Source organism: Streptomyces sp. RLA012 (assembly GCF_056270325.1).
Genome location: NZ_JBWDPA010000002.1, coordinates 7,894,420 through 7,921,367 on the forward strand (window position 1 = coordinate 7,894,420; position 26,948 = coordinate 7,921,367).

The 26,948-nt window shown below is 69.5% G+C and carries 23 protein-coding genes, 1 tRNA gene and 4 pseudogenes; 12 read left to right on the top strand and 16 right to left on the bottom strand.

Annotated elements, in window-relative coordinates:
* Positions 1-155: 155 nt before the first annotated feature.
* The 3 genes from RV986_RS36200 (at position 156) to RV986_RS36210 (ending at position 5,178) form a co-directional block, all read left to right on the top strand.
* A complete protein-coding gene (locus tag RV986_RS36200; protein WP_475921398.1) occupies positions 156-2,462 on the top strand; it encodes a transglycosylase domain-containing protein in 2,307 nt (768 codons plus the stop codon).
* 111 nt (positions 2,463-2,573) lie between these two features.
* Positions 2,574-3,875: a polysaccharide deacetylase family protein gene (locus RV986_RS36205; RefSeq protein ID WP_475921399.1), complete on the top strand. Its 1,302-nt coding sequence runs from the start codon at positions 2,574-2,576 to the stop codon at positions 3,873-3,875.
* Between the two features lie 157 nt (positions 3,876-4,032).
* On the top strand, positions 4,033-5,178 hold the full coding sequence (locus RV986_RS36210; RefSeq protein WP_475921400.1) for an amidase domain-containing protein: 1,146 nt from the start codon (positions 4,033-4,035) through the stop codon (positions 5,176-5,178).
* A 26-nt stretch (positions 5,179-5,204) separates the two neighbouring features.
* Here the strand turns inward: RV986_RS36210 and RV986_RS36215 are convergent, their stop codons facing one another.
* The 3 genes from RV986_RS36215 to RV986_RS36225 form a co-directional block, all read right to left on the bottom strand.
* Complete coding sequence (locus RV986_RS36215) at positions 5,205-5,885, bottom strand: DUF4383 domain-containing protein (RefSeq protein ID WP_475921401.1); 681 nt, start codon at positions 5,883-5,885, stop codon at positions 5,205-5,207.
* Between the two features lie 125 nt (positions 5,886-6,010).
* Positions 6,011-7,315 (bottom strand): hypothetical protein, encoded by a 1,305-nt coding sequence (locus tag RV986_RS36220; protein ID WP_475921402.1) that lies wholly within the window; start codon positions 7,313-7,315, stop codon positions 6,011-6,013.
* Between the two features lie 248 nt (positions 7,316-7,563).
* Positions 7,564-8,310 carry a DUF4097 family beta strand repeat-containing protein gene (locus tag RV986_RS36225; protein WP_475921403.1) on the bottom strand — a complete coding sequence of 249 codons (747 nt, stop codon included), beginning with the start codon at positions 8,308-8,310 and terminating at the stop codon, positions 7,564-7,566.
* Positions 8,311-8,681: 371 nt separating this feature from the next.
* Between RV986_RS36225 and RV986_RS36230 the strand changes: the two genes are divergently transcribed.
* Positions 8,682-8,756 (top strand) — tRNA-Val (locus RV986_RS36230).
* A gap of 708 nt (positions 8,757-9,464) precedes the next feature.
* On the opposite strand, the gene RV986_RS36235 is transcribed toward RV986_RS36230, so the two are convergent.
* The gene (locus tag RV986_RS36235) at positions 9,465-9,854 is read right to left on the bottom strand and encodes a hypothetical protein (RefSeq protein ID WP_475921404.1); all 390 of its coding nucleotides are present in this window, start codon (positions 9,852-9,854) and stop codon (positions 9,465-9,467) included.
* A gap of 187 nt (positions 9,855-10,041) precedes the next feature.
* Between RV986_RS36235 and RV986_RS36240 the strand changes: the two genes are divergently transcribed.
* The gene (locus RV986_RS36240) at positions 10,042-11,259 is read left to right on the top strand and encodes a helix-turn-helix transcriptional regulator (protein ID WP_475921405.1); all 1,218 of its coding nucleotides are present in this window, start codon (positions 10,042-10,044) and stop codon (positions 11,257-11,259) included.
* On the opposite strand, the gene RV986_RS36245 is transcribed toward RV986_RS36240, so the two are convergent.
* Together RV986_RS36245 and RV986_RS36250 are read right to left on the bottom strand one after the other, a co-directional pair.
* Positions 11,240-11,902: an HAD family hydrolase gene (locus RV986_RS36245; protein WP_475921406.1), complete on the bottom strand. Its 663-nt coding sequence runs from the start codon at positions 11,900-11,902 to the stop codon at positions 11,240-11,242. The two genes, RV986_RS36240 and RV986_RS36245, sit on opposite strands and share 20 nt — an antisense overlap.
* Before the next feature lie 62 nt (positions 11,903-11,964).
* Positions 11,965-12,225, bottom strand: coding sequence for a hypothetical protein (locus RV986_RS36250; protein WP_475921407.1), 261 nt, complete (start codon positions 12,223-12,225; stop codon positions 11,965-11,967).
* Between the two features lie 195 nt (positions 12,226-12,420).
* On the opposite strand from RV986_RS36250, the pseudogene RV986_RS36255 reads away from it, so the two are divergent.
* A pseudogene (locus tag RV986_RS36255) lies at positions 12,421-12,528 on the top strand (XRE family transcriptional regulator); the annotation flags it as partial.
* A gap of 718 nt (positions 12,529-13,246) precedes the next feature.
* The gene (locus RV986_RS36260) at positions 13,247-14,317 is read left to right on the top strand and encodes a hypothetical protein (protein WP_475921408.1); all 1,071 of its coding nucleotides are present in this window, start codon (positions 13,247-13,249) and stop codon (positions 14,315-14,317) included.
* A gap of 330 nt (positions 14,318-14,647) precedes the next feature.
* Here RV986_RS36260 and RV986_RS36265 read toward each other — a convergent pair whose 3' ends face one another.
* The 4 genes from RV986_RS36265 to RV986_RS36280 form a co-directional block, all read right to left on the bottom strand.
* Entirely contained in the window at positions 14,648-14,914 is a 267-nt protein-coding gene (locus tag RV986_RS36265; RefSeq protein WP_475921409.1) for a DUF6959 family protein, read from the bottom strand.
* A gap of 528 nt (positions 14,915-15,442) precedes the next feature.
* On the bottom strand, positions 15,443-15,829 hold the full coding sequence (locus tag RV986_RS36270) for a hypothetical protein (RefSeq protein ID WP_475921410.1): 387 nt from the start codon (positions 15,827-15,829) through the stop codon (positions 15,443-15,445).
* A 94-nt stretch (positions 15,830-15,923) separates the two neighbouring features.
* Positions 15,924-16,256 (bottom strand): hypothetical protein, encoded by a 333-nt coding sequence (locus tag RV986_RS36275; protein WP_475921411.1) that lies wholly within the window; start codon positions 16,254-16,256, stop codon positions 15,924-15,926.
* Between the two features lie 146 nt (positions 16,257-16,402).
* Positions 16,403-16,810: a RidA family protein gene (locus RV986_RS36280; RefSeq protein WP_475921412.1), complete on the bottom strand. Its 408-nt coding sequence runs from the start codon at positions 16,808-16,810 to the stop codon at positions 16,403-16,405.
* 8 nt (positions 16,811-16,818) lie between these two features.
* Between RV986_RS36280 and RV986_RS36285 the strand changes: the two are divergent.
* Positions 16,819-17,118 (top strand): annotated as a pseudogene (locus RV986_RS36285) (winged helix-turn-helix transcriptional regulator); the annotation flags it as partial.
* 81 nt (positions 17,119-17,199) lie between these two features.
* Here the strand turns inward: RV986_RS36285 and RV986_RS36290 are convergent.
* Both RV986_RS36290 and RV986_RS36295 read right to left on the bottom strand, forming a co-directional pair.
* Positions 17,200-17,355: pseudogene (locus RV986_RS36290) on the bottom strand (SbtR family transcriptional regulator); the annotation flags it as partial.
* A 131-nt stretch (positions 17,356-17,486) separates the two neighbouring features.
* Positions 17,487-18,992: a hypothetical protein gene (locus RV986_RS36295; RefSeq protein ID WP_475924561.1), complete on the bottom strand. Its 1,506-nt coding sequence runs from the start codon at positions 18,990-18,992 to the stop codon at positions 17,487-17,489.
* 215 nt (positions 18,993-19,207) lie between these two features.
* Here RV986_RS36295 and RV986_RS36300 point away from each other — a divergent pair, with 215 nt between their 5' ends.
* On the top strand, positions 19,208-19,669 hold the full coding sequence (locus RV986_RS36300; RefSeq protein WP_475924562.1) for a MarR family winged helix-turn-helix transcriptional regulator: 462 nt from the start codon (positions 19,208-19,210) through the stop codon (positions 19,667-19,669).
* 341 nt (positions 19,670-20,010) lie between these two features.
* Positions 20,011-20,601: a hydrolase gene (locus RV986_RS36305; protein WP_475921413.1), complete on the top strand. Its 591-nt coding sequence runs from the start codon at positions 20,011-20,013 to the stop codon at positions 20,599-20,601.
* A gap of 60 nt (positions 20,602-20,661) precedes the next feature.
* Here the strand turns inward: RV986_RS36305 and RV986_RS36310 are convergent, their stop codons facing one another.
* Positions 20,662-21,438, bottom strand: coding sequence for an MBL fold metallo-hydrolase (locus RV986_RS36310; protein ID WP_475921414.1), 777 nt, complete (start codon positions 21,436-21,438; stop codon positions 20,662-20,664).
* 84 nt (positions 21,439-21,522) lie between these two features.
* Here RV986_RS36310 and RV986_RS36315 point away from each other — a divergent pair, with 84 nt between their 5' ends.
* Positions 21,523-21,756 carry a DUF2277 domain-containing protein gene (locus tag RV986_RS36315; RefSeq protein WP_475921415.1) on the top strand — a complete coding sequence of 78 codons (234 nt, stop codon included), beginning with the start codon at positions 21,523-21,525 and terminating at the stop codon, positions 21,754-21,756.
* A gap of 58 nt (positions 21,757-21,814) precedes the next feature.
* On the opposite strand, the gene RV986_RS36320 is transcribed toward RV986_RS36315, so the two are convergent.
* Entirely contained in the window at positions 21,815-22,456 is a 642-nt protein-coding gene (locus RV986_RS36320; protein ID WP_475921416.1) for a DedA family protein, read from the bottom strand.
* A gap of 200 nt (positions 22,457-22,656) precedes the next feature.
* Here RV986_RS36320 and RV986_RS36325 point away from each other — a divergent pair, with 200 nt between their 5' ends.
* Complete coding sequence (locus tag RV986_RS36325; RefSeq protein WP_475921417.1) at positions 22,657-23,325, top strand: superoxide dismutase family protein; 669 nt, start codon at positions 22,657-22,659, stop codon at positions 23,323-23,325.
* A gap of 53 nt (positions 23,326-23,378) precedes the next feature.
* Here RV986_RS36325 and RV986_RS36330 read toward each other — a convergent pair whose 3' ends face one another.
* Both RV986_RS36330 and RV986_RS36335 read right to left on the bottom strand, forming a co-directional pair.
* Positions 23,379-25,418, bottom strand: coding sequence for an FAD/NAD(P)-binding protein (locus RV986_RS36330; protein ID WP_475921418.1), 2,040 nt, complete (start codon positions 25,416-25,418; stop codon positions 23,379-23,381).
* A gap of 406 nt (positions 25,419-25,824) precedes the next feature.
* Positions 25,825-26,889 (bottom strand): annotated as a pseudogene (locus RV986_RS36335) (metallophosphoesterase family protein); the annotation flags it as partial.
* Positions 26,890-26,948 lie beyond the last annotated feature (59 nt).

Here is a 26,948-nt window from a genome sequence, read left to right on the forward strand (position 1 = left end):
CAAGGTCGGGGAGGGGGGCTCGCAGCCGCATGTGCGGCCGCTGCACTACCCGCGCGCGCATTGACCAAGTGCGGAGGGAGACGCAGTCGTGACCGAGGCATGGCATCGAACAGATGCCCAGAATCCCTTGGGTCGTCCACGCGCCGGAGCCCGCCGTGGCTAGCGGGGAGGGCGAGGACCGCCCGGACCGCCCCGCGGCCGAGCCGGGACGGCCCGCGAGCCGTCGTCCGGAGAACGAGACTCCCGCCGAAAAGACCACCCAGTTCCGTGTTCCGTTCCGCACCGACGGTCCCGCCGAGGAGACCACTCAGCTCCGCATCCCGCCGCGTGTCGACGGTCCCGCCGACGAGACCACTCAGCTGCGTATCCCGCCGCGCACCGACGTGCCCACCGATGATCTCTCCGAGGCGCGCTCAAGCGTGGAGGAAACCGCACAACGAGCCGACGGGGGGGCGATTTCCGGCCATCGTGGCACCCGCCGTAAACCGGCATCGTCCTCCGCGCTCGCCGGGCGGTTCGCCCCCTTCGTCCGCCGTCTCAGACCGCAGTACCCCCGGCCCGGCCGCACCGGCTGGCGGCGCTGGATGCCCTCCTGGCGCCAGTGGCTCGGCGCCTGGGGCCTGGGCATCGGGCTGAGCGCCACGTTCCTGGCCATCGCCTATGCCGCCACAGACATACCCCAGAACCTGAACACCTACGCCACCCAGCAGGACAACGTCTACTTCTGGTCCGACGGGACGCCGATGGCCCGTACCGGGTGGGTGCGGCGGCAGGCGATGCCGCTGAAGGACATCCCCGAGGGCGTGCGCTGGGCGGTGCTGGCGGCGGAGAACGAGAGCTTCTACTCCGACCCGGGCATCTCCTTCAAGGGCATCACCCGTGCCCTGGTGCGCACGGTCGGCGAGGGGAACACCGAGGGCGGCTCCACGATCACCCAGCAGTACGTCAAGAACGTCTATCTGAACCAGAACCGGTCGGTGGGCCGCAAGTTCACCGAGGCGATGATCTCGCTCAAACTGGACCAGAAGATGAGCAAGGACAAGATCCTTGAGGGGTACCTGAACACCAGCTGGTTCGGCCGTGGCACGTACGGCATCCAGCGGGCCGCCCAGGCGTACTACGGCAAGGACGTCGGCCAACTCAACGTCGGCGAGGCCGCGATGCTCGCGTCCCTGCTGAAGGGCGCGGGCTTGTACGACCCCACGCTGAGCCAGGCGAACCACAAGCGTGCCGTGGACCGCTGGTCGTGGATCCTCGACCGCATGGTCAAGATCGGCAAGCTGTCGCCGGCCGAGCGGGCCAAGTACACGAAGTTCCCCGAGCCGACCACGCAGTCCCAGACCTTCGACACCGGCAAGCAGAGCGACTATCTGGTGGAGCTCGCGACCCAGTACGCCAAGAAGGCCGGGCACATCTCGGACCAGCAGTTCGACCTGGGCGGCTACCAGATCTACACGACCTTCGACCGGAAGCGGGAGACGTCGCTCACCAACGCCGTCACCAAGGCCCGCAACAAGGCGCTGAAGGACGACCCCGCGACGGCGAAGACCGCCCACTACGGCGCCTCCTCGGTGGCCGCCGACGGCGAAATCCTCGCCGTCTACGGCGGCCCCGACCACCGTACGCAGGGCTACAACGAGTCCAACGCGACCACCGTCCCGGCCGGTTCGGCGTTCCTGCCCTTCGTCTACGCGGCAGGGCTGGAACACGGCATCCACAAGACCCGCGACAGCACGGCGACACCGGTCACGCCGGAGACGCTCTACGACGGTAACGACAACGTCCCTGTCACCACACCCGAAGGGCCCTACTGGGACCGCGCCAACAAGAAGGTCGCCGCCCACAACGACGGCAACAAGTCCTGGGGGCGGATCAGCCTGCGCCGGGCGCTCGCCGAGTCCGTGAACGTGCCGTTCATGCAGCTCGGCATGGACACGGGCCTGGACAAGGTGCGGCAGACCGCCGAAGCGGCCGGGCTGCTCTCGTCGAGCATGGGACCCCAGGTGCCCGCGCTGTCCCTGGGCAACTCCACGCCCAGCGCGATCCGGATGGCCAACGCCTATGGCACCTTCGCCGCGGGCGGGTCGCACATCGAGCCGTACTCCGTGCGACGCCTCACCCGCAACGGCTCCCAGGTCGCCCTGGCCACGCCCCGCCCCGAGCGCGCGGTGAGCGCCGAGGTGGCCCGTGAGGTCACCGAGGCGCTCACGGACGCCTTCGGTGGAGCGCATCCCACCGCGGCCAAGAGCGCACCGGACACGGCAGGGAAGGCCGGCACCACGGCGGACGACACCGCCGCCTGGTACGTCGGCACGAACGACTCCGTGTCGACCGCGGTCGTCCTCTACCGCATCGACCTGACCAAGAGCCTCGAACCACTGCCGCTCAAGGGGCTCGCCGGCGCGTCCGCCGACGACGTCCCGTACGGCATCTGGGCCGGCGCCATGAGTCTGCTCGGCTGACCGCGACGGCCACGAGGCCGCCCACCCCGACGGCCGAGAGGCCACCGCGCACCCCGACGGCCGAGAGGCCCCCGCCCGCTCCTTCCACCCCCCTCGCAGAATGTGCCCCGTATGAACTCGAAGCACAGCGGTCGCCGCCGCCGCGACCCCGCACCCGCTCCTGGTTCCGCCCGCCAGGGTTTCGTGGCCATGGCGGCCTTCCTTGTCGTGACGTCGACGACCGCCACCTTCCTGGCGCTGAACCACTCGGACAACACCACACCGGCGGCCTCGGCCGGTGGGCCCCGCTCCGGGACCAGCACCACCAAGACGACCAAAGAACCCCCGTGGGACGGCAAGACGAAGGTGCTCGGGGACGGCTCCACGTCCTACACCGGGCCGCAGAAGGGCCAGTTGAAGCCCGTCCCGCTCAAACCCGGTGAGAAGCCGCCCCAGTTCGTCGTCTTCTCCTGGGACGGCGCCCTCCAGGGTGACGACAACCTCTTCTCGCACTACCAGGAGCTGGCCAAGCAGTACAACGCGCATATGACGTTCTTCCTGACCGGCATCTATCTGCTGCCCAAGGACAAGAAGACGCTCTACGAACCGCCGATGCACTCGCCCGGCTCCGCGGCGATCGACTACGCCACCAACGAGCACATCCGGGACACGGTGGAGGAGCTCGGCAAGGCGTGGAAGGACGGCAACGAGATCGGCACCCACTTCAACGGCCACTTCTGCGGTGACAAGGGCGGCGGGGACTGGAGCGTGGCGGAGTGGGAGAGCGAGATCAAGCAGTTCTTCTCGTTCGTCGAGAAGTGGAAGACCAACACCGGCGACAGCGACCTGCCGGCCCTGCCGTTCGACCCCGTACGCGAGGTCAGCGGCGGGCGCGCGCCCTGTCTGGAGGGCCAGGAGAACCTGCTCAAGGCCATGAAGGCGACCGCCAAGGACTACGACTGGAGCTACGACGCGAGCTCCCCGGGCGGCCTCCAGATATGGCCCACCAAGAAGGAGGGCGTCTGGGACTTCCCGCTCCAGCAGCTCCCCTACGAGGGCGGCAAGTTCCAAGGCCTGTCCATGGACTTCAACTTCCTCGCCAACCAGTCCGGCGACTCGACCCAGGGCGATCCGGCCCGGTACCCCGAGTGGGAGCAAGAGACCGTCGCGTCGTACATGAACGGTTTCAACCGGGTGTACTACGGCAGCCGCGCACCGCTGTTCATCGGCAACCACTTCGAGGACTGGAACGGTGGCATCTACATGAAGTCCGTCGACCAGGTCGTCAAGAACGTGTGCACGAAGAAGGGCGTTCGCTGTGTGTCCTTCCGTGAACTGGCCGACTGGCTCGACGTGCAGAAGCCCGGGACCCTGGAGCGGCTGCGCAGCCTGGACCCCGCACAGTCCCCCGACTGGTCGACGGTGGTGAAGTAGTCGATGGTGACCAAGGCGCCTGTCGGTGCGTCAACTTACCTTTTTCTCAAGGGAGTTGACCCGTGCGCGCACAAGATCCCCCCGGATTCACCACAGTTGGGTGGGACATGTAAAGATTTCCTCCCCGGTGCCTGACCGGGGATAAGGAGAATCATCAGTGAGATCGAAGACGTTGAGCCGATGCTCGACCCTGACGGCGGTCGCGCTCTCCGCCGTTCTGCTCCCCCTGTCCACCGCCCACGCGGCGAACACGTCGATCGCCGTCGTGACCCCGGCCACGACCGACGCCTTCGGCCGGACGGCGGACGCGGTGCTCACCGACCGTACGGCGGCCCTCCTCGACAAGAACCGGGCGGCACCCCGCACGGCACTCTCGGCGAAGTCGACAGGAGGCATCAAGCTGTCCTCCGCGCTGACGAAGACGGAGGGCGTCGCGATCACCTCCCTGCACGGCACCCGGTCCCGCCTCGCGGCGCTGGGTGAGGCCTACACCGCCGCCGACACCAAGGTCACCGTCGACCGGACGCTGGTGTGGGGGAAGAAGGCCACCGCCTGGGTCACCGAGACCACCACCCTCACCTACAAGAAGATCCACGGCGACGAGCCCGGCACCACGGGTTTCGATGCGCATCACGTCCTGACCTTCGTCGCCCAGTCGGACGGCACCTGGAACCTCGCGGGCATACGCGACACCGACCAGGGCTCCCGGCAGATCAACCAGCCCGTCCTCGCCACAGCGGCGCGCATGACCCCGATGGCTGTTGTCGACGCCCCCCCGGCAGCAACCACGTATCCCGCGCCCGCCAACCCCAAGAAGCTCACCGGAGGCGCGTACGACTACGCGGCGATGGCGACCTACGCCGAGAAGTACTGGAAGAACTACAACACGGCCTACCGGAAGTTCAACGGGGTCGGCGGTGACTGCACCAACTTCGTGAGCCAGAGCCTGCTGGCGGGCGGCTGGCAGCCGATCAGCACCGTGACTCCGGAGGAGTACGACACCTGGTACTACGTCGCCAACGGCCAGTCCGACTCCTGGGCGGGCGTGAACGAGTGGTCCTGGTTCACCCAGACCGCCAAGCGCACCACGCCGCTGGCGAACGTCTACCAGATGGACGTCGGTGACGTCATGCAGGTCGACTTCGACAAGGACGGGGCCAAGGATCACACCATGATCACGTCCTACCGCAGCTCCACCGGCATGCCGTACCTGACGTACCACGATGCCGACACCTACCGCCGGTCGCTGTCGAGCATCCTCGCGTCGTACCCGAACTCGGCGTACTACGCGTACCGCACCTGATCACGGCCTTAGCGGCCCCAGCGGCGTCAGGGGTCCATGGCCTTGGGGTCCATGGCCTTGGGGTCCTTGGCCCCGGGGTCCATGGCTCCGGGGCCTGTGGTCCCGGGGCTTATGGCCCCAGGCGTCGGCGCGGCCCTGTGACTTTGTTGCAGGGCCGCTGCCGTGGCCGACGCCTGCAGCGCCCGGATCCGGTCCTCCCGCTCCACCTGTTCGGGATGACGGGCCTTCCAGTACGGGTTGTCGTGCGGCAGGGCCGAGCCGACCCTCCCGTACATCCCGAAGAACATCAGCAGGATGCCCACCACAAAGCTGAACAGCACGTTCTGGATGTGGAAGGCGAGGAAGTTGAAGCCGGTGTCCAGCAGCGCCAGGTTCAGGAAGCCGCTGAGGATGAACAGGACGCCGAGGACCATGTTGAGCGTCGAGGCGAAGTTCCCGCCGATCACCATGCCCACGAACAGGAGCAGCCCGACGCAGATCGACAGCACGCTCAGCGCGCCGTTGGTGTTCAGCCCCACGACCGTGTCCCCGAGGGTGCTGAAGAAGCCGACCTTGTTGATGATGCCCAGGATGCCGAAGGCGAGCAGCGCCAGGCCCATCAGGCCCGCGCCGAACCGGTAGAACGTGTTCAGCCGGTGATCGACGGGCAGATGCTTGTCGAAGTCGATGCGCCGCCTGGATCCGGGATGAATTACGTGCGTGGCCATGTCCGACTCCCTCTGCAGCTAGCGGAGGCCGTACGTACTTCCCAGCATCCGACAGGGAGCTCCGGAGCGCCAACGCCGGACCCCGCGGCGCGGCCCCGGCATGATCCGCCGGACAGGCCCCGGGGTCAGGCCGGGCCGCCGCGCTCCTCGCGGATCTGCGAGACCACCCGGGCCGCCGTCGCCCGCACCGCCTCCGTCTCGGTCAGGAAGTGCCAGTAGTCGGGGTGGCGCCCCTCCAGCGTGGCGATGGCGCGGTCGAGACGGGCGACGGAGTCGTCGAGCGGACGGGCGTGCCGGGGGTCGGGCGTGTTGCGGCCCGCCATGGCGAGCCGCTGGGCGTCACGGATGGCGAACCGGGTCCGGTCGATCTCCTGCTGGGGGTCCTTGGCGACGGCGTTCAGCCGCCGCAGCCGGTCGCCGGCCGCCGACACGGCCTCGTCGGTGCCGTTCAGCAGCGCCCGTACGGTGGACAGCAGCGAGGTCGCGTCCGGCCAGCGCTGGGCCTCGCGCGCGGCCTGCGCCTCCTTCAGCTTGAGCTCGGCCTGCCGTACGTTCTCCGCGGCCTGCTCCGGTACGTGCTGCAGGTCCTGCCAGCAGGCGGCCGAGAACCGCCGCCGCAGCTCGCTGAGCACCGGCTCGACCTGTCCGGAACGGGTGGTCAGCGCCTCGGCGCGGGTGCGCAGCGAGACCAGCCGGTGGTCGATCTCGGCGGCCCGCTCGGGTAGCCGCTCGGCCTCCGCACGCACCGCCGCGGCCTCCCGGGAGACCCGCTCGGCGCGCTCCAGCGTCTCCGGTACGCCGTGCTGTCCGGCCCCCTGGTTGAGCTTGGTCAGCTCGGGCCCGAGCGCGGCGAGCCGGGCGGCGAGATCATCGGCTCTGAGCCCTGTCTCCCGTACGCCGTCGAGGGCGTTCGAGGCGGCGAGCAGGGCCTGGCGGGCGCGCTCGACGGCCGGCGCGAGCCGGGCGAGCTGCGTCTCGGCCTTCCCGAGCAGCGGCTCAAGCCCTTGGGTGAACCGGTCCAGTTCTTGTTTGACCCGGCCCAGCTCGTCCTTGGCGGCGGTGAGTTCGGTGCGGGCGTGGGTGGCGACCGACGCCTCCAGTTCGTCCCGGTCGAGATCGTGGGCGTCGACGGCTTCGATGTACTTCTGGCTGGCCTCGTCGATGCGCCGCCCCAGCGCCGCGAAGTCGGAGACGGCGCGGCGGGCGGCGGGGGAGTCGTCGACGGCGGTGATGGTCTCGATCGAGATCCGCAGATCGCGCTGGGCGGTGTCCAGCTCGTAGAAGGCGGCCGCGGCGGCGTCCTTCGCGGCCTGCGCCTCGGCCCGCTGGCTCTCGGCCCGCCCGCCGAACCACCGCCGGGTGCCACCACCGGCGAAGGCGGCGGGGAGCGCGAGGGCGGCGAGGAGGGGGAGGGCGACGAGGGTCAGCACGTCAAGGTACGGATGAGGATGCGAACGACCAGGACGAGGCTGAGGCTGCCCAAGGCGAGGCTGAGGCTGCCCAAGGCGAGGCTGAGGCCGGCCATCACGAGGCTGAGTCTGACGGCGTACCGACTGCGCGCACGGCACAAACGGTGTGTGCGGCTCTGAAGGTGTCGCCGTCACATCCCTCTCCCGTGCTTGCGTCCGCCTTGCCCGGTGTCATTCTCCCACCGGTTAAGGACGAACACACGGGCCGGTTAGTTCGCGGTTCGTACTGTGACGCTTCCGTCGTTTGCGCGGGCGGACACCACGTGGGAACTGGCCGGGTCCCGCGGCACGGACACCCGCACCGAGCCGTCACCGGCCTCGGCCGTCACCCGGTAGGTGCCGTGGGGCAGCCCGATGGTGAGGGAACCGTCCTGGCTGCGGACCTCGACCAGGTCGGGCACGACGCCGAGTTCGAGCCGTACCGACCCGTCCGCGGTGTGGGCGCGCACGCTGCGCGAGTCGACGCCGAGCGCGCTGATCGAGCCGTCGGCGGTACGCAGGTCCAGCGCCCCGGAGGAGTCCGTCACACGGATGCTCCCGTCGGCCGTACGAATGCCGAGCGCCTCCTTGAAACCACTCGCGCGCACGCTCCCGTCCCCTTCGACGACCTTGACGGCGACGTCGCGCGGCACCACGATCCGGTGCCTGGCACTGCAGTCGGCGACCAGGCCCGAGCACTTCGTCCGCAGGGTGAGCCGGTCGTCCTTCATGGCCCAGGTCACCCGGGGATCGTCACCGACGGCGACATGCCCCTGGAACCACCGGGTGACCTCGACCTTGTCCGCGTTCGCGGATCCGGCGACCGCGAGCTCCAGTGCGGAGTCGTCGGAATCCACGGTGAGCGTCCGCCCGTGCAGCGCGAAGGCCCGGTGCTCCGGGTGCCTGTCGTCCCCGGCACTCGCACCGCAGGCGGCGGCGGTCGCGACGAGAGCGACAACGGCGCCGGCGACGGCCACGGCCCGGACAGGGCCCCGAGCACGGGCCCGGCCCCGGGCACGGGCCGGTGTCCGTGTCTGTCCTTGCGCTGCTGTCTGCGTTTCTGTCTGCGTTGTTTCTTTCTGCGTTTGTGTCTGTACCCGATGTGTCTGTACCCGAGCCATGAAGATCTCCCCCTGGACGGAACGGCCGAGAAGAACGGCGACGCGCGCCGGCCCCGGCCCCCCGGGGGCCCGCTCTTCCGACGCTCTTCGACCGACCGTACGGACCCGGAGGCCGACGGGGGATCCGGGCGCCTCCCGGATCCTTGGTGGGGATAACCCCCGCTCCGTTCCCCGGATACGGGTTTGCGGGGCATCCCCCCGGGCAATGTAGGCTGTCGACTCGTCCTGGGCGCGTAGCTCAGTGGTAGAGCGCCGCCCTTACAAGGCGGATGTCGGCGGTTCGAAACCGTCCGCGCCCACCAGGATGACCAGTGGATAGGCCCCGGAACTCCCAGCTCAGGGAGAGTCCGGGGCCTTTCTCGTGGGTTCCCCATGCGGTCTGCCTGCGCCCTGACTACGCCCTCACTGCACCCCTATTACCGGGGCCCGTCCCCTGGATTTCCCCTAAACGATCACGGTGACTGTGCAGGTCAGGGGGTGACCTGGGTGGTCGGTGCGTCCATGTGTATCAGGACGCTCGCTGCCTGGTCTGTCACTCATTTGTGCGAACAAACGTTCGATAATTGACCGTATCTCAAGCCTTACGGCACACGTCAGAGGGCCGCAGGGCTGGAGTGCCGCCGAGGGTATCTAGTACGTGCACGACGGCCACTCCTCGGATGGGTGACCGTCTTCATCCTGTTGCCGGCGCAGTGGCGGGCGCGTCGGCAACGAGGGCCTGCGGGTCCGGACATCCGCCTCGGTGGCTGTAGTTCACCATCGGAGCCCCGGTCGGGCGATCGTGGTCGTGCCGGTCGTACAGCTCGGCAGCGCGGATGCTGCGGTCGCAGCGGCAGCAGATCGGAACGACGTCATTCATGACTGGCCTCTCTTTTGGGCCTGCTTCCACGCCGCCTTCAGCGGCTCCCCGCTTCGGCACGAACCGTCCGCCCCGCACTGCCGGCACGAGTGGAGATGCCTTGTCCACCTGCGGTACGTCACAGTGACCCGCTCGGCGACGGCTGCCCTGCTCATCCGAAATGCTCCGCTCCGAGCCGCGGGCTCAGGCCGTCCTCAAGCGCCGCCTTCAGCGCGTCAGCATCCGTGAGCCACGTGTCCTCACCCGGGCGCATCCGCCAATGCGGACCCGGTCCCTGCGTCCGGCGGGCTGGGGGGATCGGCACGGTGCTCCCCGCGCCGAGCGGACTCGTCGTGTCGACGTCCCATACAGCGGCCGTGCCCGGGCTGACGAAGAAGTACAAGCAGGTGGTCAGCGGGTCGTCGACGACAGCGCCGCAGCGGGCGCCGAGGACGTCCATGACCGTCAGGCCGGTGCTGCGGGTCACGCGGATCGCGTCCCATTCGTCGCCCGCCTCGCTCGGCGTGCAGCCCGCGGACGTTCGCAAGTTCGTCGTCGACATCATGGCTCCCTGCGGCACCGGTGGTCTGGTGCGTACAAGAGTGGCCCGCGACAACGCAGGGTTCGAGGACTTCAAGAGGTCTTTCCCTCGCGTCAAAGAGGACTTTTTGTGCTCCGAAAGGGTGACTGCTGGCCAAGAGGAGGGCCTGTCGGGACACTTGGGGCACGCTCAATCAGAGAGGTGCGCCATGGGTAACACCCGTCTCAAGTCGGCCCGCATCGCGGCTGGCTACCGGTCACAGCAGGACCTTGCCAACGCCCTCGGCGTCGGCGTGCGCCAAGTCCGCCGCTGGGAGTCCAACACTCCGCCGTGGCCGCAAGGCGACGTGGCGCACGCTCTCACACGCACACTCGGCCAGGAGCTGGAACACCTCGGATTCACGCCGCCTGACGGCGTCGTCCCCGACCGCAGCCGCCGCACCATGCTCACCGGCGGCGCGGCCGCGGTCGGCCTGTCCGCCGTCCCCACGCGGAACGTCGCCGGCATACAACCCGCGTCCGTCGCGGAGGATTTCCAGGCCGTGACACGCTCACACCGGCGCCTGTACTGGTCCGTGGCCCCAGCCATCTTGCACCCGTCGGCGATCGCGCACGCGACCCTCGGCTGCGCACTTCTCCCCGAGACCGCAGGCCAGACCCGAGTTTCGGTCGCGGCCGCACTCGCCGAGACGTACCTCCTCGCCGGGAGGATCGAGTTCTTCGACCTGCGGGAGGCCGACCGTGCTCAGCAGACCCTGCTCCGTGCACTCCAGGCCGCGGGTGAGGCGGACGATCCGCTGCTCGGCGCCGCAGTCCTGGCGCATACCGCTTTCATCCCGGGATGGGCAGGCGAGCGAGATGCAGCGGTGGAGCGGATGGTTGCCGCCCGTACCTATGCGCGCCGCGGGCCCGTATGCGCGGGCCTTCTGGCGTGGCTGGATGCGGTCGAGGCGGAATGTGAGACCCGCTGCGGCAACACCCGGACGGCTCTGCATCTGATCGGGCACGCCGAGGTCATCCTCGGCACGGACACCGAGCAGGAGCGCCCGGAGTGGTTCGACTGGTTCAGCTCCGTCCGCCTGGCCGCTTTCAAGGGGAACACTCAGCTGCGCGCGGGTCACTTGCCGCAGGCCCGAACAACACTCCTCGGCGTCCTTGAGGCGCTCGGGCCCGGGGCCGGGAAACAGGAGACCGTGGTGCTCGGCGATCTCGCCGCGGTCGAGGCCGCGGCCGGTGACCCGGAGGCCGCGTGTTCGTACGCGGTACGTGCGCTTGAGCAGCTTGAACGGACTTGGTACGCGATGGGCATGGACCGCGTACGGGAGGTGCGGCGCGCGTTGACGCCGCACCAGCACGAGAAGTGCGTGCGTGACCTCGACGACCGACTCTATGGGTGGTCGACGACGGTCAGTGCGCTCGCGCGTTGAAGCTCCGGATCAGACCGGACAGTTCGAGGAGGCTCTCCACCCGGAAAGTGGGGAGCGTCTCGGCTTCCTCCGTCTGCCACTGGATGGTGGCCCAGGGACCACGGTGTACCAGCGCTGTCGCCATGCCCGCAGCGACGGCCGGGCGCAGGTCGTTGTCGACGCGGTCACCGACGTAGAGGATTTCCTCGCCGGTGAAGGGGACGACCTCGGCGACCCGGTCGAAGAACGCAATGTCCGGCTTCGAGGCACCCCAGTCGTCGGAGGTACCGATCAGGTCGACGTCGTCCGTGAACAACTCCCGCAGGATGCGGCCCGCACGGACGGTCTGGTTCCCGGCGATACCGAGCCAGAGACCGTCTGCCCGCAGCTGCGCCAGCGCCGGGCGGACGTCGTTGTACAGATCGTCCTCACCGAATATCTCGGGCCGGCCGGCCGCGGCGCGCGCCTCGCGTTCCTTGTACAGATCGAAGCCGGGGCGGAACTCCTGGAACGTCTCTCGGTAGTCGCGGCCCTGGGCGATGACCGCGCCGAACATCGCGTGGAACGTGTGGCGGGGTACGCCGAGCCAGTCGGCCCACGTGCCGTACTCCCGGGTCTCGTCCACCAAGCACTCACCGACGTCGAACACCACCGCACGAATCATGGCGGCAGAGTATCCGGGCGCAACGAAGCGGCCCCGTCTTCCCGTAGGAGAGCGGTGCGCGGTCATCTGGCGAACAGAGCGGCGGCGCCGGTGGCCGTGCCGGCCACACCGGCGAGAACACCGATCGTCAGCATGGGCCACCGAGCCCGTTCGAGAGTGCGGATCCAGAGCTCGTGGTCCTGGGCATCCCCGCGGATGTCCTTTGCCTCGTCGAGGAAGTGGTCCACCTTGGACTCGATGCGGCTGACCGTCTGGGCCAGGTCTGTTACCTCCTGGTACATCTGGGCGGAGCTGATGAACACGCCGGGATCCGGGCTCGTCACTCGACCGACCCTCTCGGGGTGTGGCTGGTCTTCCGGCCGGACACGAACGCGATCGCCGCGGCACGAGGGTCAGCACGAACGGCGTACGCGTGGACGGCATCCTGCCGACCAGTTCGGCGTGCTCCTGGACCGCTTCGAGGCCTGCGAGCAGTCCGGTGCTCGCACCGTAGGCGCCTGCGGGCGCCGCGGTCACGCAGGCAGATGGGGGCCGCGAGCCATGTCGACCCGGTGACGGGGCACCTGGCGAAACTGGAGGACGCGCTCATCTTCGCCGTACTCCCCGAGCCCCGGCGCCCTTGCGCACGCCACGGCGGAACAGGCATATGTGCTGTGCGACGTGGGCCCGGCCTCCGTCGCGATCAAGCATCAGGTGAAGCGACAACGTCAAGCATCAACCGAGACAGGACAAACTGACGATCAGTGGGCGCGGTAGAACTTTCCCTACTTCATCAAGGCCCGCGCACGGCGCGGGCGCGGGCCGCCTCTGCGGCGCGGCCTGCCTCCTGTCTCCGCCCCGGCTGGCCGCGCCCGGCGGCGCGCTCGGCGGCAGCGGGCAAGAAGTGGAGACACCCTCTGTGGCTGGGGCGGTCGGCTCCACGGCTTTAGGCAGCCACTTTGGGGCGAGCCTCTAAGATCATGGCCCCAACGTCGTGCTTTAACGGGCAGGTCCACAGACTGCCCGACTCGCCGGAAGCTTACGGGGCCATGATCACTCGCCCCAAAGCAGCTCCCGCCCAGAGCCGCTCCGCCGACCTCGACGTCCCCGTACCGGTAGTCCAACACAATACGGGCTAGGACATCACGGGCACAGGGGGGAACCATCAGCACTCGGCACACCAGTCCAGATAGAGAAGACGCTCTCAACGAAGTGTTGCGAGAGCGGAGGCGAGAAGTCTGGCTACGAGTCAGTTGGATCGGCGGAGAACTACCAGCCGAACAACTTCGCCAGGTCGCTCAATCCGTGATTTCTGTCATGGAACGGTCCACTATCCACCCTCGCCTGGAGGAAAGATGGGGGCGAATGCAGATAGCGTTCTGCATTGCAATCTTAATATTGGGGTCTTCAACCGCAGTCTATCTGGTCAACTCCAGGCAATTTCTAGAGTCTGTTGGCGCGATCAAGGCGAGTTCAGCCAATCTGAGAACACCCATTCCCGAACAGATGGTGGCCGCTCTGGGTTTTGCACTTGTCGGTTTAACGGTTCAACTCAGACGAGCGATCTGGCGCACCCTTAGAGGAGACATCAGACCGAGCCGAACTGATGAGGTGCAGAAAAGGAACCTGACCAGGCACACATTCACTCTGCTCCTACCGATCGCATCCACCCAAATGGCAATCTATGCGGGGTTGATTCTGTACAGAGTTTTCACGAACGGGCCTGCAGGGTGGATGATTCTTGGAGCACTCACCCTCACCTCCGGGTACGGCGCCGGAAAGGCTTCTGAGGCCTTCTTGGATTACCTGTACAGGCGCGGGACAGTCGAGACTGAAGAGATTCTTGACACCGTAACCAAGGCTCTCTTCTATGCGACTACTCTCCTTTTCCTGAACTTGCACACCAATGAATATCTAAATAGGTCTGCCCGGTTGGCCGTTCGGAAACAGGCGTACTTCTCCGCCCTGGATGTAGAGTTTAACGGCACCCCGCTGAGGTACACGTGGGTGAGTGAGAAAGAGCTACGCCGTAGCATAAAAATGACTCACGCTCGGATTGCTGCACGGATTCGTGATCATGCAGAAGCCCTCGCTAAAGCGCACACCAAAGAAGACTATAAAAAAATATGCGACTCAATGCTCGGTGGATTTCTGGCTGCCCTGGAAGGAGATATGGAAGCACTCCTGGAGACTGCGCCTCAGATAACTAGACTCTCCAGATTATCCCGGTTTGCTCGCCATATTGCCCCTGCGGCAGCCATGGCGCTCTTTGCCGGAATAATCCCACTACTTCCTGGTGCCGGAGACGCGGCAGGTTCCGTTCGTGTCTTGCTCCTAGCTACTGCAGCATTGACCCTAATCCCGGGTTCAACCTCTGCCAGAGCCACTATTGAAGGGGCTCTCAACAAAGCCCTGCCCGGCCAACAGAAGACCTGATGTCAGTGCACGTACTGAGTGTCCAACTGCGTGACAACGCCGACGAACGGCGGCGGACAAGCGCGGACGCCTGCGAACCATTAGTACAGGTGAAAGACACGCCAGTCCAAGGCAGCAGCCGCGCCCAATTTGCTTCGGGACGAAGCAGTCCCCGTGCCACTGCCGTGCCACATCGTGCGGTCAGCCATGGTCAACGACGGCTCGTAGCAGTCGAGAAGCACCGTTTACCTGGGCTGCCGCTACAGCCGTAGTGACCTGGGCGGACATGCCGAAGACCACGTCCGCCCTTACAAAGCAGCGATCCAGCTTTCAAAGGCCAGAGCCTTGCAATCAGTACGGCCGCGGGACCTTGTGGGCATCCAGCGCGGCGGTGTACCGCGCCAACAACTCATCGAGGTCAGCCAGCAGAAGGCCGGCGGTTTCCCGTGCCCCGGCGAGGTCGCCCTGGTCGCAGGCTTCAATGACTTCGGCAACTTCGCTACGGATGATGGAGAGAGAGTCACCCTGGATCAAGACGCCGGGGAACCGTCGAGGTGGCAGGCGCACCACAGCGTTGTTCCCACCGTCCGTGAACAGTTCTGCCTCAACGCGCTCCATCGCACCATCTAACCTGACACCACCAGTTGACATCAACGTCGGCGTACACAGGCAGCCTTGAGCAACCGCACGCGCCCGACGAGCGAGGGCCTAAAAGCTCCAGGGCGGCTGATGGATCGAACTTACGAGGCGGATGTCAGCGGTTCGAAACCGTCCGTGCCCAACACGTCAGGACAGTGAGAAGGGCCTTGGTCTTTCTCGGCGGTTTGAGGCATAGCAGGGCGATTTCGCCACCTAGAGGGCACGCGTGGTGTGATGTCCGGATTGCTCTGCGTGGTATGGCAATGGTGAATGCGTGTCTGCGGGACCGCCGCTGCTCTACGTCGGTCTTCATCCTGCTCGTTGGCGTCGGGGTGCCCATGGGGGGGCGTAGTGCTCCGGCGGGAGATCAAACAGCTCAAGCGGGCTGGGGTGTCCCGGAGTCCGCGGGAGAGGACAGGTTCCGCCGGCGGGCGGTCGACAACGCCATGGCCGCGGTCGCGCCTTGTCAAAGGACAGCTTGCGGATTTAGCGGATTTAAGGGATGGCTCACGGATTTCTGGCGGTCGTGTCCGTATCCACGACCGTGTCGAAATACGGCCATCCGTCCAGTTCGATCACCGGCTCGGACGCGCGGAGGTTCAGGACGGGTTGGGTGGTGTCGAGGAGGCGGCGGACCGTTCTGGGCTCGTAGAGGTTGAGGTGGGTGTGGTCGGGGAGGCGTACCAAGGTTCCGGATTCGAAATAGCAGTTCGAGATGATCCGGTGTTGGCTCGGGCGGAAGGTCAGGGTCAGCCGGCGCCGTGTGCCCTCGGGATAGAGGGAGAGCGTGAGGCGGCACTCGGCGTAGTCGGGCCTCAGCTGCTGCCGGACGGTCCAGTGCCAGGTGGTGTCACCTGCGACGAGGTGGCGGAGACGGCGGTCGTTCTTCACCATCGGGACCGTAAGCCGTCGGTCGGTTGTGCGCACGCCCTTTTTGGGCCGGGGCCGGGGTCGGGCCGGTCGTCGGCGCTCCGCCTGGCCGCAGGACTCAGCCCGCGTCCTCGTGGGCGTGCTTCAGCTTCGCGCGGGCCTCGACCGTGTCCGGTGGGGCGACCTCCGACCAGAAGCGGTGGCAGGTCACGAAGACGGCGAGTTCGCGTTCGCGTTGGCGGAGTTTCTCGACCTCGGCCTGTTCGTCGGGCGTCCAGCCGGGGGAGGCGGGGCGCTCGATCTTGCGCCAGCCCTTGTCGTCACTGAAGCCGTCCAGGGGCTCCACGGACCACGGGAGCCGTTTGAGCAGGGCCAGGAGCTCCGCCCGGACCTGATGCAGCTCCTCCTGGCCGGCCAGGAGGTCACTCGGGAAGTCATGGGTCGCAGGCACGCGGCAATGGTACGCCTGTTCGAATTTGAGGTGCGAGCTCCTTCGGGGACTTCACGCGAACGACGTGACGGAGCGCGCTACTCGCTACTCGGCCACTGGGCGCCGTAGTTGGCCACTTCGGCGCTCAGTGGGTGAAGAGCGTCTGTTCAGTCGAGGATCGCGGTGGCTTCGATCTCGACCAGATGGTCGGGGACGTCCAGTGCCGCGACGCCCAGCAGTGTGGCCGGCGGGACCGGGGCGACCCCCAGCTTCGCGGCCGCCCGGGAGATTCCCTCCAGGAGCGGGGGCATCTTGTCGGGGGTCCAGTCGACGACGTAGAAGGTCAGTTTCGCCACGTCGTCGAAGGAGCCACCGGCCTCGGCCAGAGCGGTGCCGATGTTGAGGTAGCACTGCTCGACCTGCGCGGCGAGGTCGCCTTCGCCGACCGTGACCCCCTCGGCGTCCCAGGCGACCTGCCCGGCGATGAAGACCAGCTTCGATCCGGATGTGATCGACACCTGCCGGTAGACATCGATCTTGGGCAATCCGCTGGGGTTCACCAGGGTGATGGCCATACTGCCTGGATGTCGCCAACAAGTGGGCGTTCCTGATCATCGAGGCCCTCGGTGGAGGCACCCTGCGCTTCAGCGAGCTGCGGAACGAGATCGAGGGCATCAGCCACAAGATGCTCACCCAGAATCTGCGCATGCTGGAGCGCAACGGTCTGGTCGAGCGCCGCGTGCACCCCACCGTGCCGCCGCGGGTCGAATACACCCTCACCGGGCCGGGCCAGGGCCTTCGGGCGACGGTCGACGGAATGTGCGGCTGGACCCACCAGTACCTCGGTCACATCGAGGCCGCCCGCCGCCGCTTCGACGCCTGACGGGTGGAGCTTCCCGAAGGGGAAGTCAAGCCATGAGGGTTCCGATCTGTGACGTTCTATGACGTTCTGTGATGTGTGCGAACGGGTCTTGAGGCCGTCCAGGGTGGGGTCGAGCAGGAGTTCGGCCTGCTTTCGTTGTTCAGGCTTCGCCGAGGTGAGGGCGATGCCTGCGAGGGCGGCACCCATGTCGGCCGGGCTGATGTCGGTGCGGATCGCCCCGGCGGCCGCGCATGCGTCTGACGACCAGTTGATGGGTCTTGCCGCTGTCGGGTCCGGCCCGGATCCGGTTCATGGCGCTGCAGGAGTCGTGCGGGCGTGTCCCGCGCCGCCCGGCCGGTTTCTGGCCGGTCGAGGCGTCAGTACGCCGGTCAAGGCGTCAGTACGGACGTCAGTACGGTCATCTCGGTCGGTGGCAGCGACGGGTTGGACGCCGCCGCTTCCGCCACGCGCCAGTCGTCGTCGGTGAGCAGTTCGACGGTCGTGGGTGGGGGCAGGGACGGGTGGCCTGCGGCTACTGGTCTCGCGTCGCTGTCCGTCAGGCAGATGAGCAGCGACGGGGCCGTCGCGTTGCGGTGGCGGGCCACCTCGCGGAACGCCTTCCGGGCCGGTGGGTCGTGTCTTGCCACGAACTCCAGTAGCGACGGCGAGGCTTCGGGGTTCGTCGCCACCTTGGCCAGGACCCGGACTCCGTGAGCGTCGATCATGGCGCGCAGGAGGGTCTCGGTGAGGCCGGGGTGCGGGGCGATGGACTTGAGCACCTTCGCGTCGGGGTCGGCGGCCAGCGCGTCGCGGATCCGGGGCGGCAGATCGCGCCGTTCGGCGAGCAGCATGCGTACCGCCGGGTTCGGCGACTCGGCCAGTTCCTCGACCTCGGCGGGGGACGCGGCGGCGATCCGGGGCAGCAGGGTGGGGCCGATCCGGACGGTGCCCGCCAAGGAGACGAGTACGTCCAGCGGCACCCGGGGGTTGTGCGCGAGGCCGCGCCGGATGTCATGGCCCAGGTCGCCGGCCAGGGCGCGCATCAGGGCGGCGTCGATCGCGGGGTTGGCGGCGAGGGTGGACCGGACGCCCGGTACGGGGTCTTCGGCCAGCGGGCCCCATGCCTCCCGGGGCAGGTCGGGGCGGGCGGCGAGTTGCCGGCGCAGCAGCATGCTCGGGTGGTCGGCGAAGCGGGCGGCGGCCCCGGCGGGCGTGGCCGGATTCCCCAGTGCCCGCAGCTGTGTCTCGTACACGGTGGACTCGTGGGAGCCGGTGCACCGGGCGCCCGGCCGCGCATCCGGCCGCAGGCCGTCGGCCGGGGGCCGTTCGTGGTCGCAGACCAGGCAGCGCCGTGCCGGAGGCAGCCCCTCGCCCGTGAGCAGCGTTTCCAGTACGGCCGGTGGCGTCGCCTCGTTGGCCGCCACCGCGCGGCGGACCTCGGCGTGCGGATGGCTCGCGAGTCGGGCCGCCATGGCCGATGTGGTCCACAGCGCCAGTTCGGCCACGACCGATGTCTCGGGGTCGGTGGCGAGCGCCTCCGTCACCTCGGGGGGCAGGTCCGGGCAGGCCGCCAGCCTCTCCCGGTGGTCGGTGTCCGGATCCGCCGCGAAGCGGTGTGCCCACTCCGGTGGGGCGGCCCGCTCGTCGAGCAACGCCAGCGCGGCCCGCGGCCGGGCCACGGGATCCACGTCGGCAGCCGTCAGCCGTCCCTCGTACGCGAGTTGTACGGCGACACCCTCCGCCCGTGCGGCCAGTGCGAGCGCCTGTGCGTGGTCGAGGTCCGGGCGGGCGGCCAGGTGTGTGGCGAGCTCGGTGTCCGCGACCGCGACCAGCCGGTCGATCAGCTCGGAGGGGAGGGCAGGGTTGGCTGCGAGACCGCACAGGACGTGATGCACAGGGTTCACGGGGGCACATCCTGCCCGGAGCCGGACCGAAGTGCCTGTGGATCAGGGGCGTCGCCGGGGCCTCGACCCCACCCTCGTGCGAGCCGGATTGCTCAGGCGAGGCTGTGCAGTTCGGACTGGACAGTCCGGCCTGAAGGTTTTAGCGTGAGGGCGTGGACGACAGCGACGACAGCAGCGAGGTCACCGAGGGGACCGGAGGCAGTGGGGTGGTCGGCGACAACGACGGCATCTCCGGCTCCGCCGCCCGCGCCGCGCGGGATCTGCGGGTCGCGTTCAACCGGCTGCGGCGGCGGATCCGGGAGGTCGCGGAGACGGAGGGCGAGGCGCAGGACCTCACGCCCTCCCAGGTGTCCGCGCTCACCCTGGTCAGCAAGAGCGGCGCCGCCACGGCCAGCGGGCTCGCGGCCTCCGAGGGGGTTCGCCCGCAGTCGATGGCCGCCACGCTCGCCGCCCTCGACCAGTACGGGCTGATCGAGCGCAACCCCGACCCCGGCGACGGCCGGCGGCAGCTCGTCACGCTCACCGACGCCGGACGCGAGCGGGTCGAGGGCACCCGGCAGGCCCGCGTGGAGTGGCTGGCCCGGGCCTTCCAGGACCGCTGCACCGAGGCCGAGCGGCAGACCGTCATCGAGGCGATGGCGGTACTGGAACGGCTCACCCGGCGGTGATACCCGAACCCGCCCGCACGGTCCGTCCGGCGCGCCCCGCTCCCGCGAATCCCGCGAACTCCTTCGACCGGCGGCTGATCGCCCCGATGGCCCTGGGCGACGGCACTCGTGGGGATCGCCGGACTCGTCGGCGCCCTCGCCCCGAACCGCGCCGGAGCCGTACCGCTCCCGGCGGTGACCCTGCATGACCGGTATCTGCATGACCGGTATCTGTATGACCGGTATCTGTATGACCGGTATCTGTATGACCGGTATCTGTATGACCGATACCTGCACGACCGACACCGGCACGACCGATCTCCGCGCACTCGCGCCCCCCCAGCACCCCGAAAGGCCTGACCATGGCTGTCACCACGCTCGACCCGAACATCGCGCTCGTCGTCATCGACCTGCAGAACGGCATCGTCGGGAACCCGGGCCTCGCCCCGCACCCCGCCGCCGAGGTGGTGGAGCGGGCGGTCCGGCTCGCCGACGCGTTCCGTGAGCAGGACCTGCCGGTCGTCCTCGTACGGGTCACCGCCGCCGCCGACGGAGCGGACGGCACGCAGGGCCGTATCGACGGCCCCGCCCGCGCCCCCCGTGTCTGGCCGGAGGGCTGGGACATCCTCGTCGACGCGCTCGCCGGTCACCCGGAGGACATCGTCGTCACCAAGCGGAACTGGGGCGCCTTCTACGGCACCGACCTCGACCTGCACCTGCGCCGTCGCGGGATCACCCAGATCGTGCTGGCCGGCATCGCCACCAGCATCGGTGTCGAGTCCAGCGCTCGCGCCGCCCACGAACACGGCTACCACGTCACCCTGGCCACCGACGCCATGTCCGACATCGACGCCGAGACCCACCGCAACAGTGTCGAGCGGATCTTCCCCCGCCTCGGCGAGACCGGTACGACGGAGGAGATCGTGGAGCTGCTGGGCAAGAGCCACGGGTGACCCACACCTCGGGTCGGTGACGGGGAGCGGTCCGGGGCGCCTCGCCCCGGATCATCCCCGCTACGACAGCCGGACCGACGCCCCGGGCTCCAACAGGTGCAGACGGTCGGTGAGTCCGGCCTCCGCGAAGGCCTTCGTCAGCGTGGCGCCGTCCTGGGTGAAGTGGCCCCAGTGCTCGAAGTGCAGGGGTACGACATGCCGGGCACCGAGGATCTCGGCGGCCCGCGCGGCCGCCTCGCTCGGCAGGGTCAGTGGGGCGTCCGGCACGAGCGGGGTGCGGGCCGCGCCCGCGAACAGCACGGCCACGTCGAACGGGCCCGTACGCCCGGCGATCTCACGGACCACGTCCAGCGAGGCGTTGTCCCCACTGACGTACACCTTCGGCAGTCCCTCGCCGGAGAGCACGAAGCCGGTCACCTCGCCCACGACCGGTTCCGAGCCGACGGGTCCGTGCAGCGCGGGGACGGCGGTCACCCGGAGCGCGCCGCCGCCGTCGTGGCGTGGCAGGTCGACGTGCTCCCAGGCGGGCAGGGCCCGTACGGGGGCGCCGACACGGTCGTACGCCGATGCCGTCGACAGGGCCAGGGGCGCACCGGCCAGATACGTCCGCCCGGCGGTGTCGAGGTTGTCCGGATGCTGGTCGTGCGAGAGCAGTACGGCGTCCACCGCGCCGGCCTCCGCGGCCGTCAGCGCCGGTCCGGCCGTCTTCACCAGCTTCCGCGTGCCGATCGGGTACTCGCCGGGAGCGTCGAAGGTCGGGTCGGTGAGCAGCCGGACGCCGCCGAGCTCGACGACGGCGGTGGGGCCGCCGATGTACGTGATCTGCACAGAGGGCATGTTCTGCACAATCGGCGGTGCGGAGGGGGTATTCCCGAACCCAGGACCCTCTCGTACGCGCGAGATACGCGCGAGACTGGACCCATGTGCCGCAGCATCAAGACGCTCCGCCCGCCCGCGCTCCCCGAAGAGGCCACCGAGGAGGAGATCCGCGCAGCCGCCCTCCAGTACGTCCGCAAGGTGTCCGGCTTCCGCGCCCCGGCCGCCCACAACCGCGAGGTGTTCGACCGGGCCGTCGAGGCGGTCGCGGCCGCCACGGCCGAGCTGCTGGGCGGCCTGGAGGTACGCGGGACCGCTCAGCCCCAGCGCGCCGGATAGCCCCCGCGCGTCCGTACGTACGTACATGTGTACGTCTGTGTGTTGGCGCGCCCGTACGTCAGGCGCCGGTGCCCGACTCGTGGGGCAGGGGGCGTACGGGACGGCGCATCATGTACGCCGCGCCCGCGCCCGCACCGAACAGCGCCAGCAGTGACACCCCGGTGGCGAGCCAGGTCGCGCCCAGCCACTGGCCGCCGAAGTAGCCGAGGGCGACGCTGTACAGGGCCCAGGCCAGGCCCGCCACGATGGACCACGGCAGGAACTCGCGGACCCGCCGGTGCGCGGCGCCCGCGCCGAGCGAGACGACCGAGCGTCCGGCGGGCGCGAAGCGGGCGAGGACGACCAGGGCGCCGCCGGCGCCGCCGCCCCGGGCGAGGACCGCGCCAAGACGTTCCTGCGCGCTGGACAGCCGGCGCGAGCGGGCTATGGCCCGGTCCAGACGTTCGCCGCCGCGCCAGGCCAGCCGGTACGCCACCAGGTCGCCCAGGACCGAGGCGGTGGCCGCGGAGAGGGTGAGCGCCAGGATGTCGGGCACCGCGTGCGGGACGGCCCCCGCGGAACCGGCCGCCGCCGCCGTGGCCGCCGTGATGACGAGGACGCCGCTCGGCAGCACCGGCAGGAAGACGTCCAGCAGGACCGAGACGGCCACCGCCGCGTAGATCCATGGGCTGCCCGTCAGCGACCCCATACTCTCCAGCACCGAAAACTCCCCTGTACTCCCCCGTGGGCACGACCTCGCCGCTCCGCGCGGGGGAGCGGCAGTCGGCCTGTGACAGCCATACAGCGTACGCGGCTGGTGTGACAGGAGGGTCACGGGGGGTTCATGTGCTCTTCCTGGCGGGAGCGAGTAGGGGAGGGGCTAGTCAGGGAGGGGACGAGTTTTGGAGGAGTGGGACAGCGATGGTGGCAGGGATGATCGCCGGCGCCCTGGCGTCGGCCGTGCTGGCCGTGGGCGGCGGCGCGGGAGTGGACGGTTACTGGATGACGACGGACGCGCGGTTCGCGCCGCCCGGCGCCTTCGTCCCGTCCGCGGCACTGACGTACGACATGCAACTCGTCCCGGCGGCGGGCGGCATCGAGGTGGAGCAGCGGATGGACGAGCGGGGCGCCACGACCGTACAGCTGCGGGTGACCGGGGTGAAGGCGGGTCATGCCTACGGCGTGCGCGTGCACCAGAAGTCCTGCGCGGCCGATCCGACCGCGGCCGGCGGGGTCTACCGGCACCGCGAGAACCCGGCCCGCACCGACCCAGGCACCGGCCCAGGCACCGGCCCAGGCACCGGCCCAGGCACCGGCCCAGGCACCGGCCCAGGCACCGGCCCAGGCACCGGCCCAGGCACCGGCCTTGGCCCCGCTCCCGCTCCCGTCCCCGACCCCGACCCCGACAACGAGGTGTGGCTGGACTTCACCGCCGACGAGAACGGGACGGGTGGGGCGAGGACCCGGCACGACTGGGGCTTCCGGCAGGGCGGGGCCGGTTCGGTCGTGCTGTACGAGGGGCCGGGCGCGCGGGGTGCGCGGGTGGCCTGCTTCACGGTTCCGTTCGGATGGGTCGCCGGGTCGGCCTGACATCCGCCGTGCCGTGGGTGCCGAGGCGGCGTCCTGCACGGCGAAGGGCAGGCCTAAGACGAGGTGGAGGAGGCCGATGGCGTACGGCCGCGCGCTGTCGGCCATGGGCCGGGTTCCGTTCGCCCTTGCGCCTCGGCCGTTGCCGCACGCAGCGCGGCCCGCGCGATCGCGTCGGCGTCCGAAAGCGTGACCGAGTCCACACCGGGTCGGGCCCCGGCCGCCGTCACCCAGTGCACGCCCTCCGTGGGGACGCCGAAGGCGAACCTCCGTGTGTGCGGGCGGCCTTGACGGTTCACCAGGCGGTAGGGGCGGGGTGTTACGTCCAGCCCGCCGGTTTCGTGACCGTCGCTCGTGTGCGGGCGGCACTGACCCGTCTCCAGCAACCGGGCGAGGAGCTCGTCGGCGGTCCGCCTGAGGTCCGGTTCCGGCAGCCGCGCCTCTATCAGCGTCGTCGCGCGTACGGTCGAGCCCGGTACGTCGGCGGAGTGCGCGACCCACGCCCCGTCCTCGGCCCGCACCTCCAGCCGGGGGCCCAGGACGTCCAGGACACCCGCCTCGATCAGCGCGGTCATCTCCTCGACCCGGCGGCGGGGCGGGCCGATGGAGAGGTGGGCGTTGAGCGGTGTGTACCAGCGGTCCAGGTGCTCCCGGCGCGAGGCGCCCGACAGGCCGCCGTGGTCGACGATCAGCCGCACCTCGTTGCGCAGATCGCGCAGTACGTCCAGGGCGGCCTTCCGGGGTCCCTCGACGTTCCCGAGCGCGGCCTGCTCGGCGTCCTCGCGCAGATGCGCCAGCAGCCAGCCGCGCCATGCGCCGGGCGTGGCGAAGGCGCGCCCGCCGTACGGCCGCGACACGCGGTCCCAGCACCAGCGCTCGGCCCGCGGGATGCCGAACTCGTCCAGCACCCGGGCCTCTTGAGGGCTGCGGTGAGGGGTGGCGAGGAAACGGTCCCTGAAGTCCGGCATGGGCGAACGCTCCGGCATGCGTGAACGCTCTGACGGGTTCGAACGCTCTGACGGGTTCGAACGCTCCGGCGGGTTCGCATGCTCTGGTGGGCTCGAACGCTTCAGGTGCCCGGCGCGCACGCCCTCGTAGTAGACCGTTTCCACCTCCTTCGCGATCAGAGGCCATATCTCCGCCAGGAAGTCCGGCGCCTCGCCGGAGTCGGCGCGCTTGCGGAAACCGGCGATCACCTCGTCCGTGAGAACGCGGGGGATGTGACGGCCGTACGGGCCCTTCGCGTTGTCGCCGCGGGCCTGGTGGGGGATGCCGCGGCGGGAACCGGCGTACAGGCGCGGCTCGTGGCCGGAGGGCCGATAGCGCAGGCCCTCGGCGGTGCGGACGAAGCGGCCGCCGCGGCCCGTGGTCAGCAGGGCCATGTGGTCGAAGAAGTTCAGGCCGAGGCCGCGCAGCAGCACCGGTTCACCGGGGCGCAGGGCGCAGAGGTCGACGTCCGCCGGGTTGGCGGGCGGGATGTGACGCAGGCCGTGCCGTTCGGCGTAGGCCGTGAGGTCGCGCCGGGCGCGGTCCGCGGCCACCGGCAGATGGCCCTGGGCGAGCACGACCGCGGACAGCTCCGGCAGGGCGCGCCCGTCGTCGAGCGTGAGGATCTGGCGGCCGTCGGGAGCGTCGTCGAGCCGTGTCGCGCGCGCCCGGTGCGCCTCGACGCGCACCCCGGGCGGCGCCCCGCGCACCACCTCGGCGAACACCCACTCCAGGTAGCGGCCGTAGTGGGCGCGGGTCGGGTAGTCGTCGGGGCCCAGCTCGCCGCCCGCCCAGGTGTGCAGGCTCGGCCCCGGGCGGATCGGGCCCGAGCAGTCCACGCTGTCGTCGGTGAAGAGGGTCACCTGCGAGGCCACGGTGTTCATCAGCAGATGCGGCGACTGCGCGGTGCGCCAGACACGGCCGGGGCCGGGCGGCGACGGGTCGACCATGTGGACCGTCAGCCGTGCCCCGGGCGGGAGCAGTTCCGGTGCGGAGGCGCACAGGCGTTCAAGGACGCTGGTGCCACGCGGTCCCGCGCCGACGACGGCGACGGAGACATGGGCGGTGGCATGGACGGTCCTGGACGGCACGGCGCTCACTGCGGACAAAGGTGTGACTCCCGGGCATGGGGGGCGCATGACGGCGAACCGCCTGCTGGAAGGCCCATGGTGAGGCCCATGGCGAGGACCATGGGGCGACCCCTGGAAGCGGACGGTCCGCCTCATCATGCCGTCGCGGGGAACGCGAACCGAGCCCCGGGCGCGAGGTTCCCCGCCCGCTGTGGGATGCCTCACGCGTATCTCTCACCACGCTCACGCCATGCTCACACCACGTTCGCGCCACCCTCGCACGGTCCCCATGCGGTCCCCATGCGGTCCCCATGCGGTCCCCATGCGGTCCCCATGCGGTCCCCGCACAGCCCTCACGGGTACTTCACGCGCGTTCAGTCGGTCACGGACGTTCAGTCGGCCATGGACGCCATGGACGCCCCGGGTGCCCCGGACGCCCCGGGCTTCAGGAGCTGATCTCGGACTCCGCGACCGTACGCAACCGGGCGGCGCCCGCGCCCCGCTCCACCCGGGCCTGCTCCAGCCGCAGCCGCGCCGAACGGCCGTGCAGGGTCAGGGTCATGAGCTGGTTGCCGAACCAGGGGCCGCCCGTCCTGCGCCAGTTGACGGGTGGCCGGTCGCACCCGCCGTGCCGGGCGAACCGCCGCCCGATCGCCCGGCCCACCGCGCTCCACCCGAAGCGGAAGCCCAGCCGGATGTAGAGGGGGATGGAGTTGTGGACGGGGGAGCAGGTCAGCTGCAGGACGCGGGCGTCGGGGGAGCCCGGGGAGCCGGGAGAACCGGGAGAACCGGGAGAACCGGAGGAGTCCGAGGGCCACTCCGGCTCGGCGATGTAGGCGTGGTGGACGTCTCCGGACAGGACGGACACCGTGGCCGGCGCGCCCGGCCCCGAACCGGCCTCGGCGATCAGCTCCGTGAGTGCGGTGAAGGACGCGGGGAAGGCCGCCCAGTGCTCCAGGTCGGCCCGGCGGCGCAGCTTCTCCCCGAACCGGGCCCAGCGCGCGCCGCGTTCACCCCGGCACAGCGCCGCGTTCCACGTCTCGGCGTCGTGCACGAGGTGGGGGAGCAGCCAGGGCAGGGAGGTGCCGATCAGGAGATGGTCGCAGGAGCCCGGCGCGTCCAGCGCCTGCTCGCGCAGCCACCGCGCCTCGCCCGGGTCCAGCATCGCCCGGGCGTCCTCGGCCAGGACACGGGCCGCCCGGGTGTCCACCATCAGCAGCCGTACGCGGCCGAAGTCGCGGCGGTAACTCCAGCGGACGGAGGCCGGGTCGGCGTCGGACTGTGCGGCGAAGGCGCGCAGCACATCGGTGCCGTCGGGGGTCTCGCGGACGGCGGCGTAGAGGGGGTCGTCGGCCAGTTCGCGGGGGGAGAGGTTGCCGAGGTGCTGGTGGACCCAGTACGACATCAGGCCGCTCAGCAGCCGCTCGCGCCACCAGACCGTGGCCCGCATGTCGGCGAGCCAGGCGGCGCTGGTGTTCCAGTCGTCTATGACGTCGTGGTCTCCAAAGACTCCCGACTGGTAGGTCTGGGAGCCACACACCATGACAGCATCTGCGCAGGTCAGAGGCA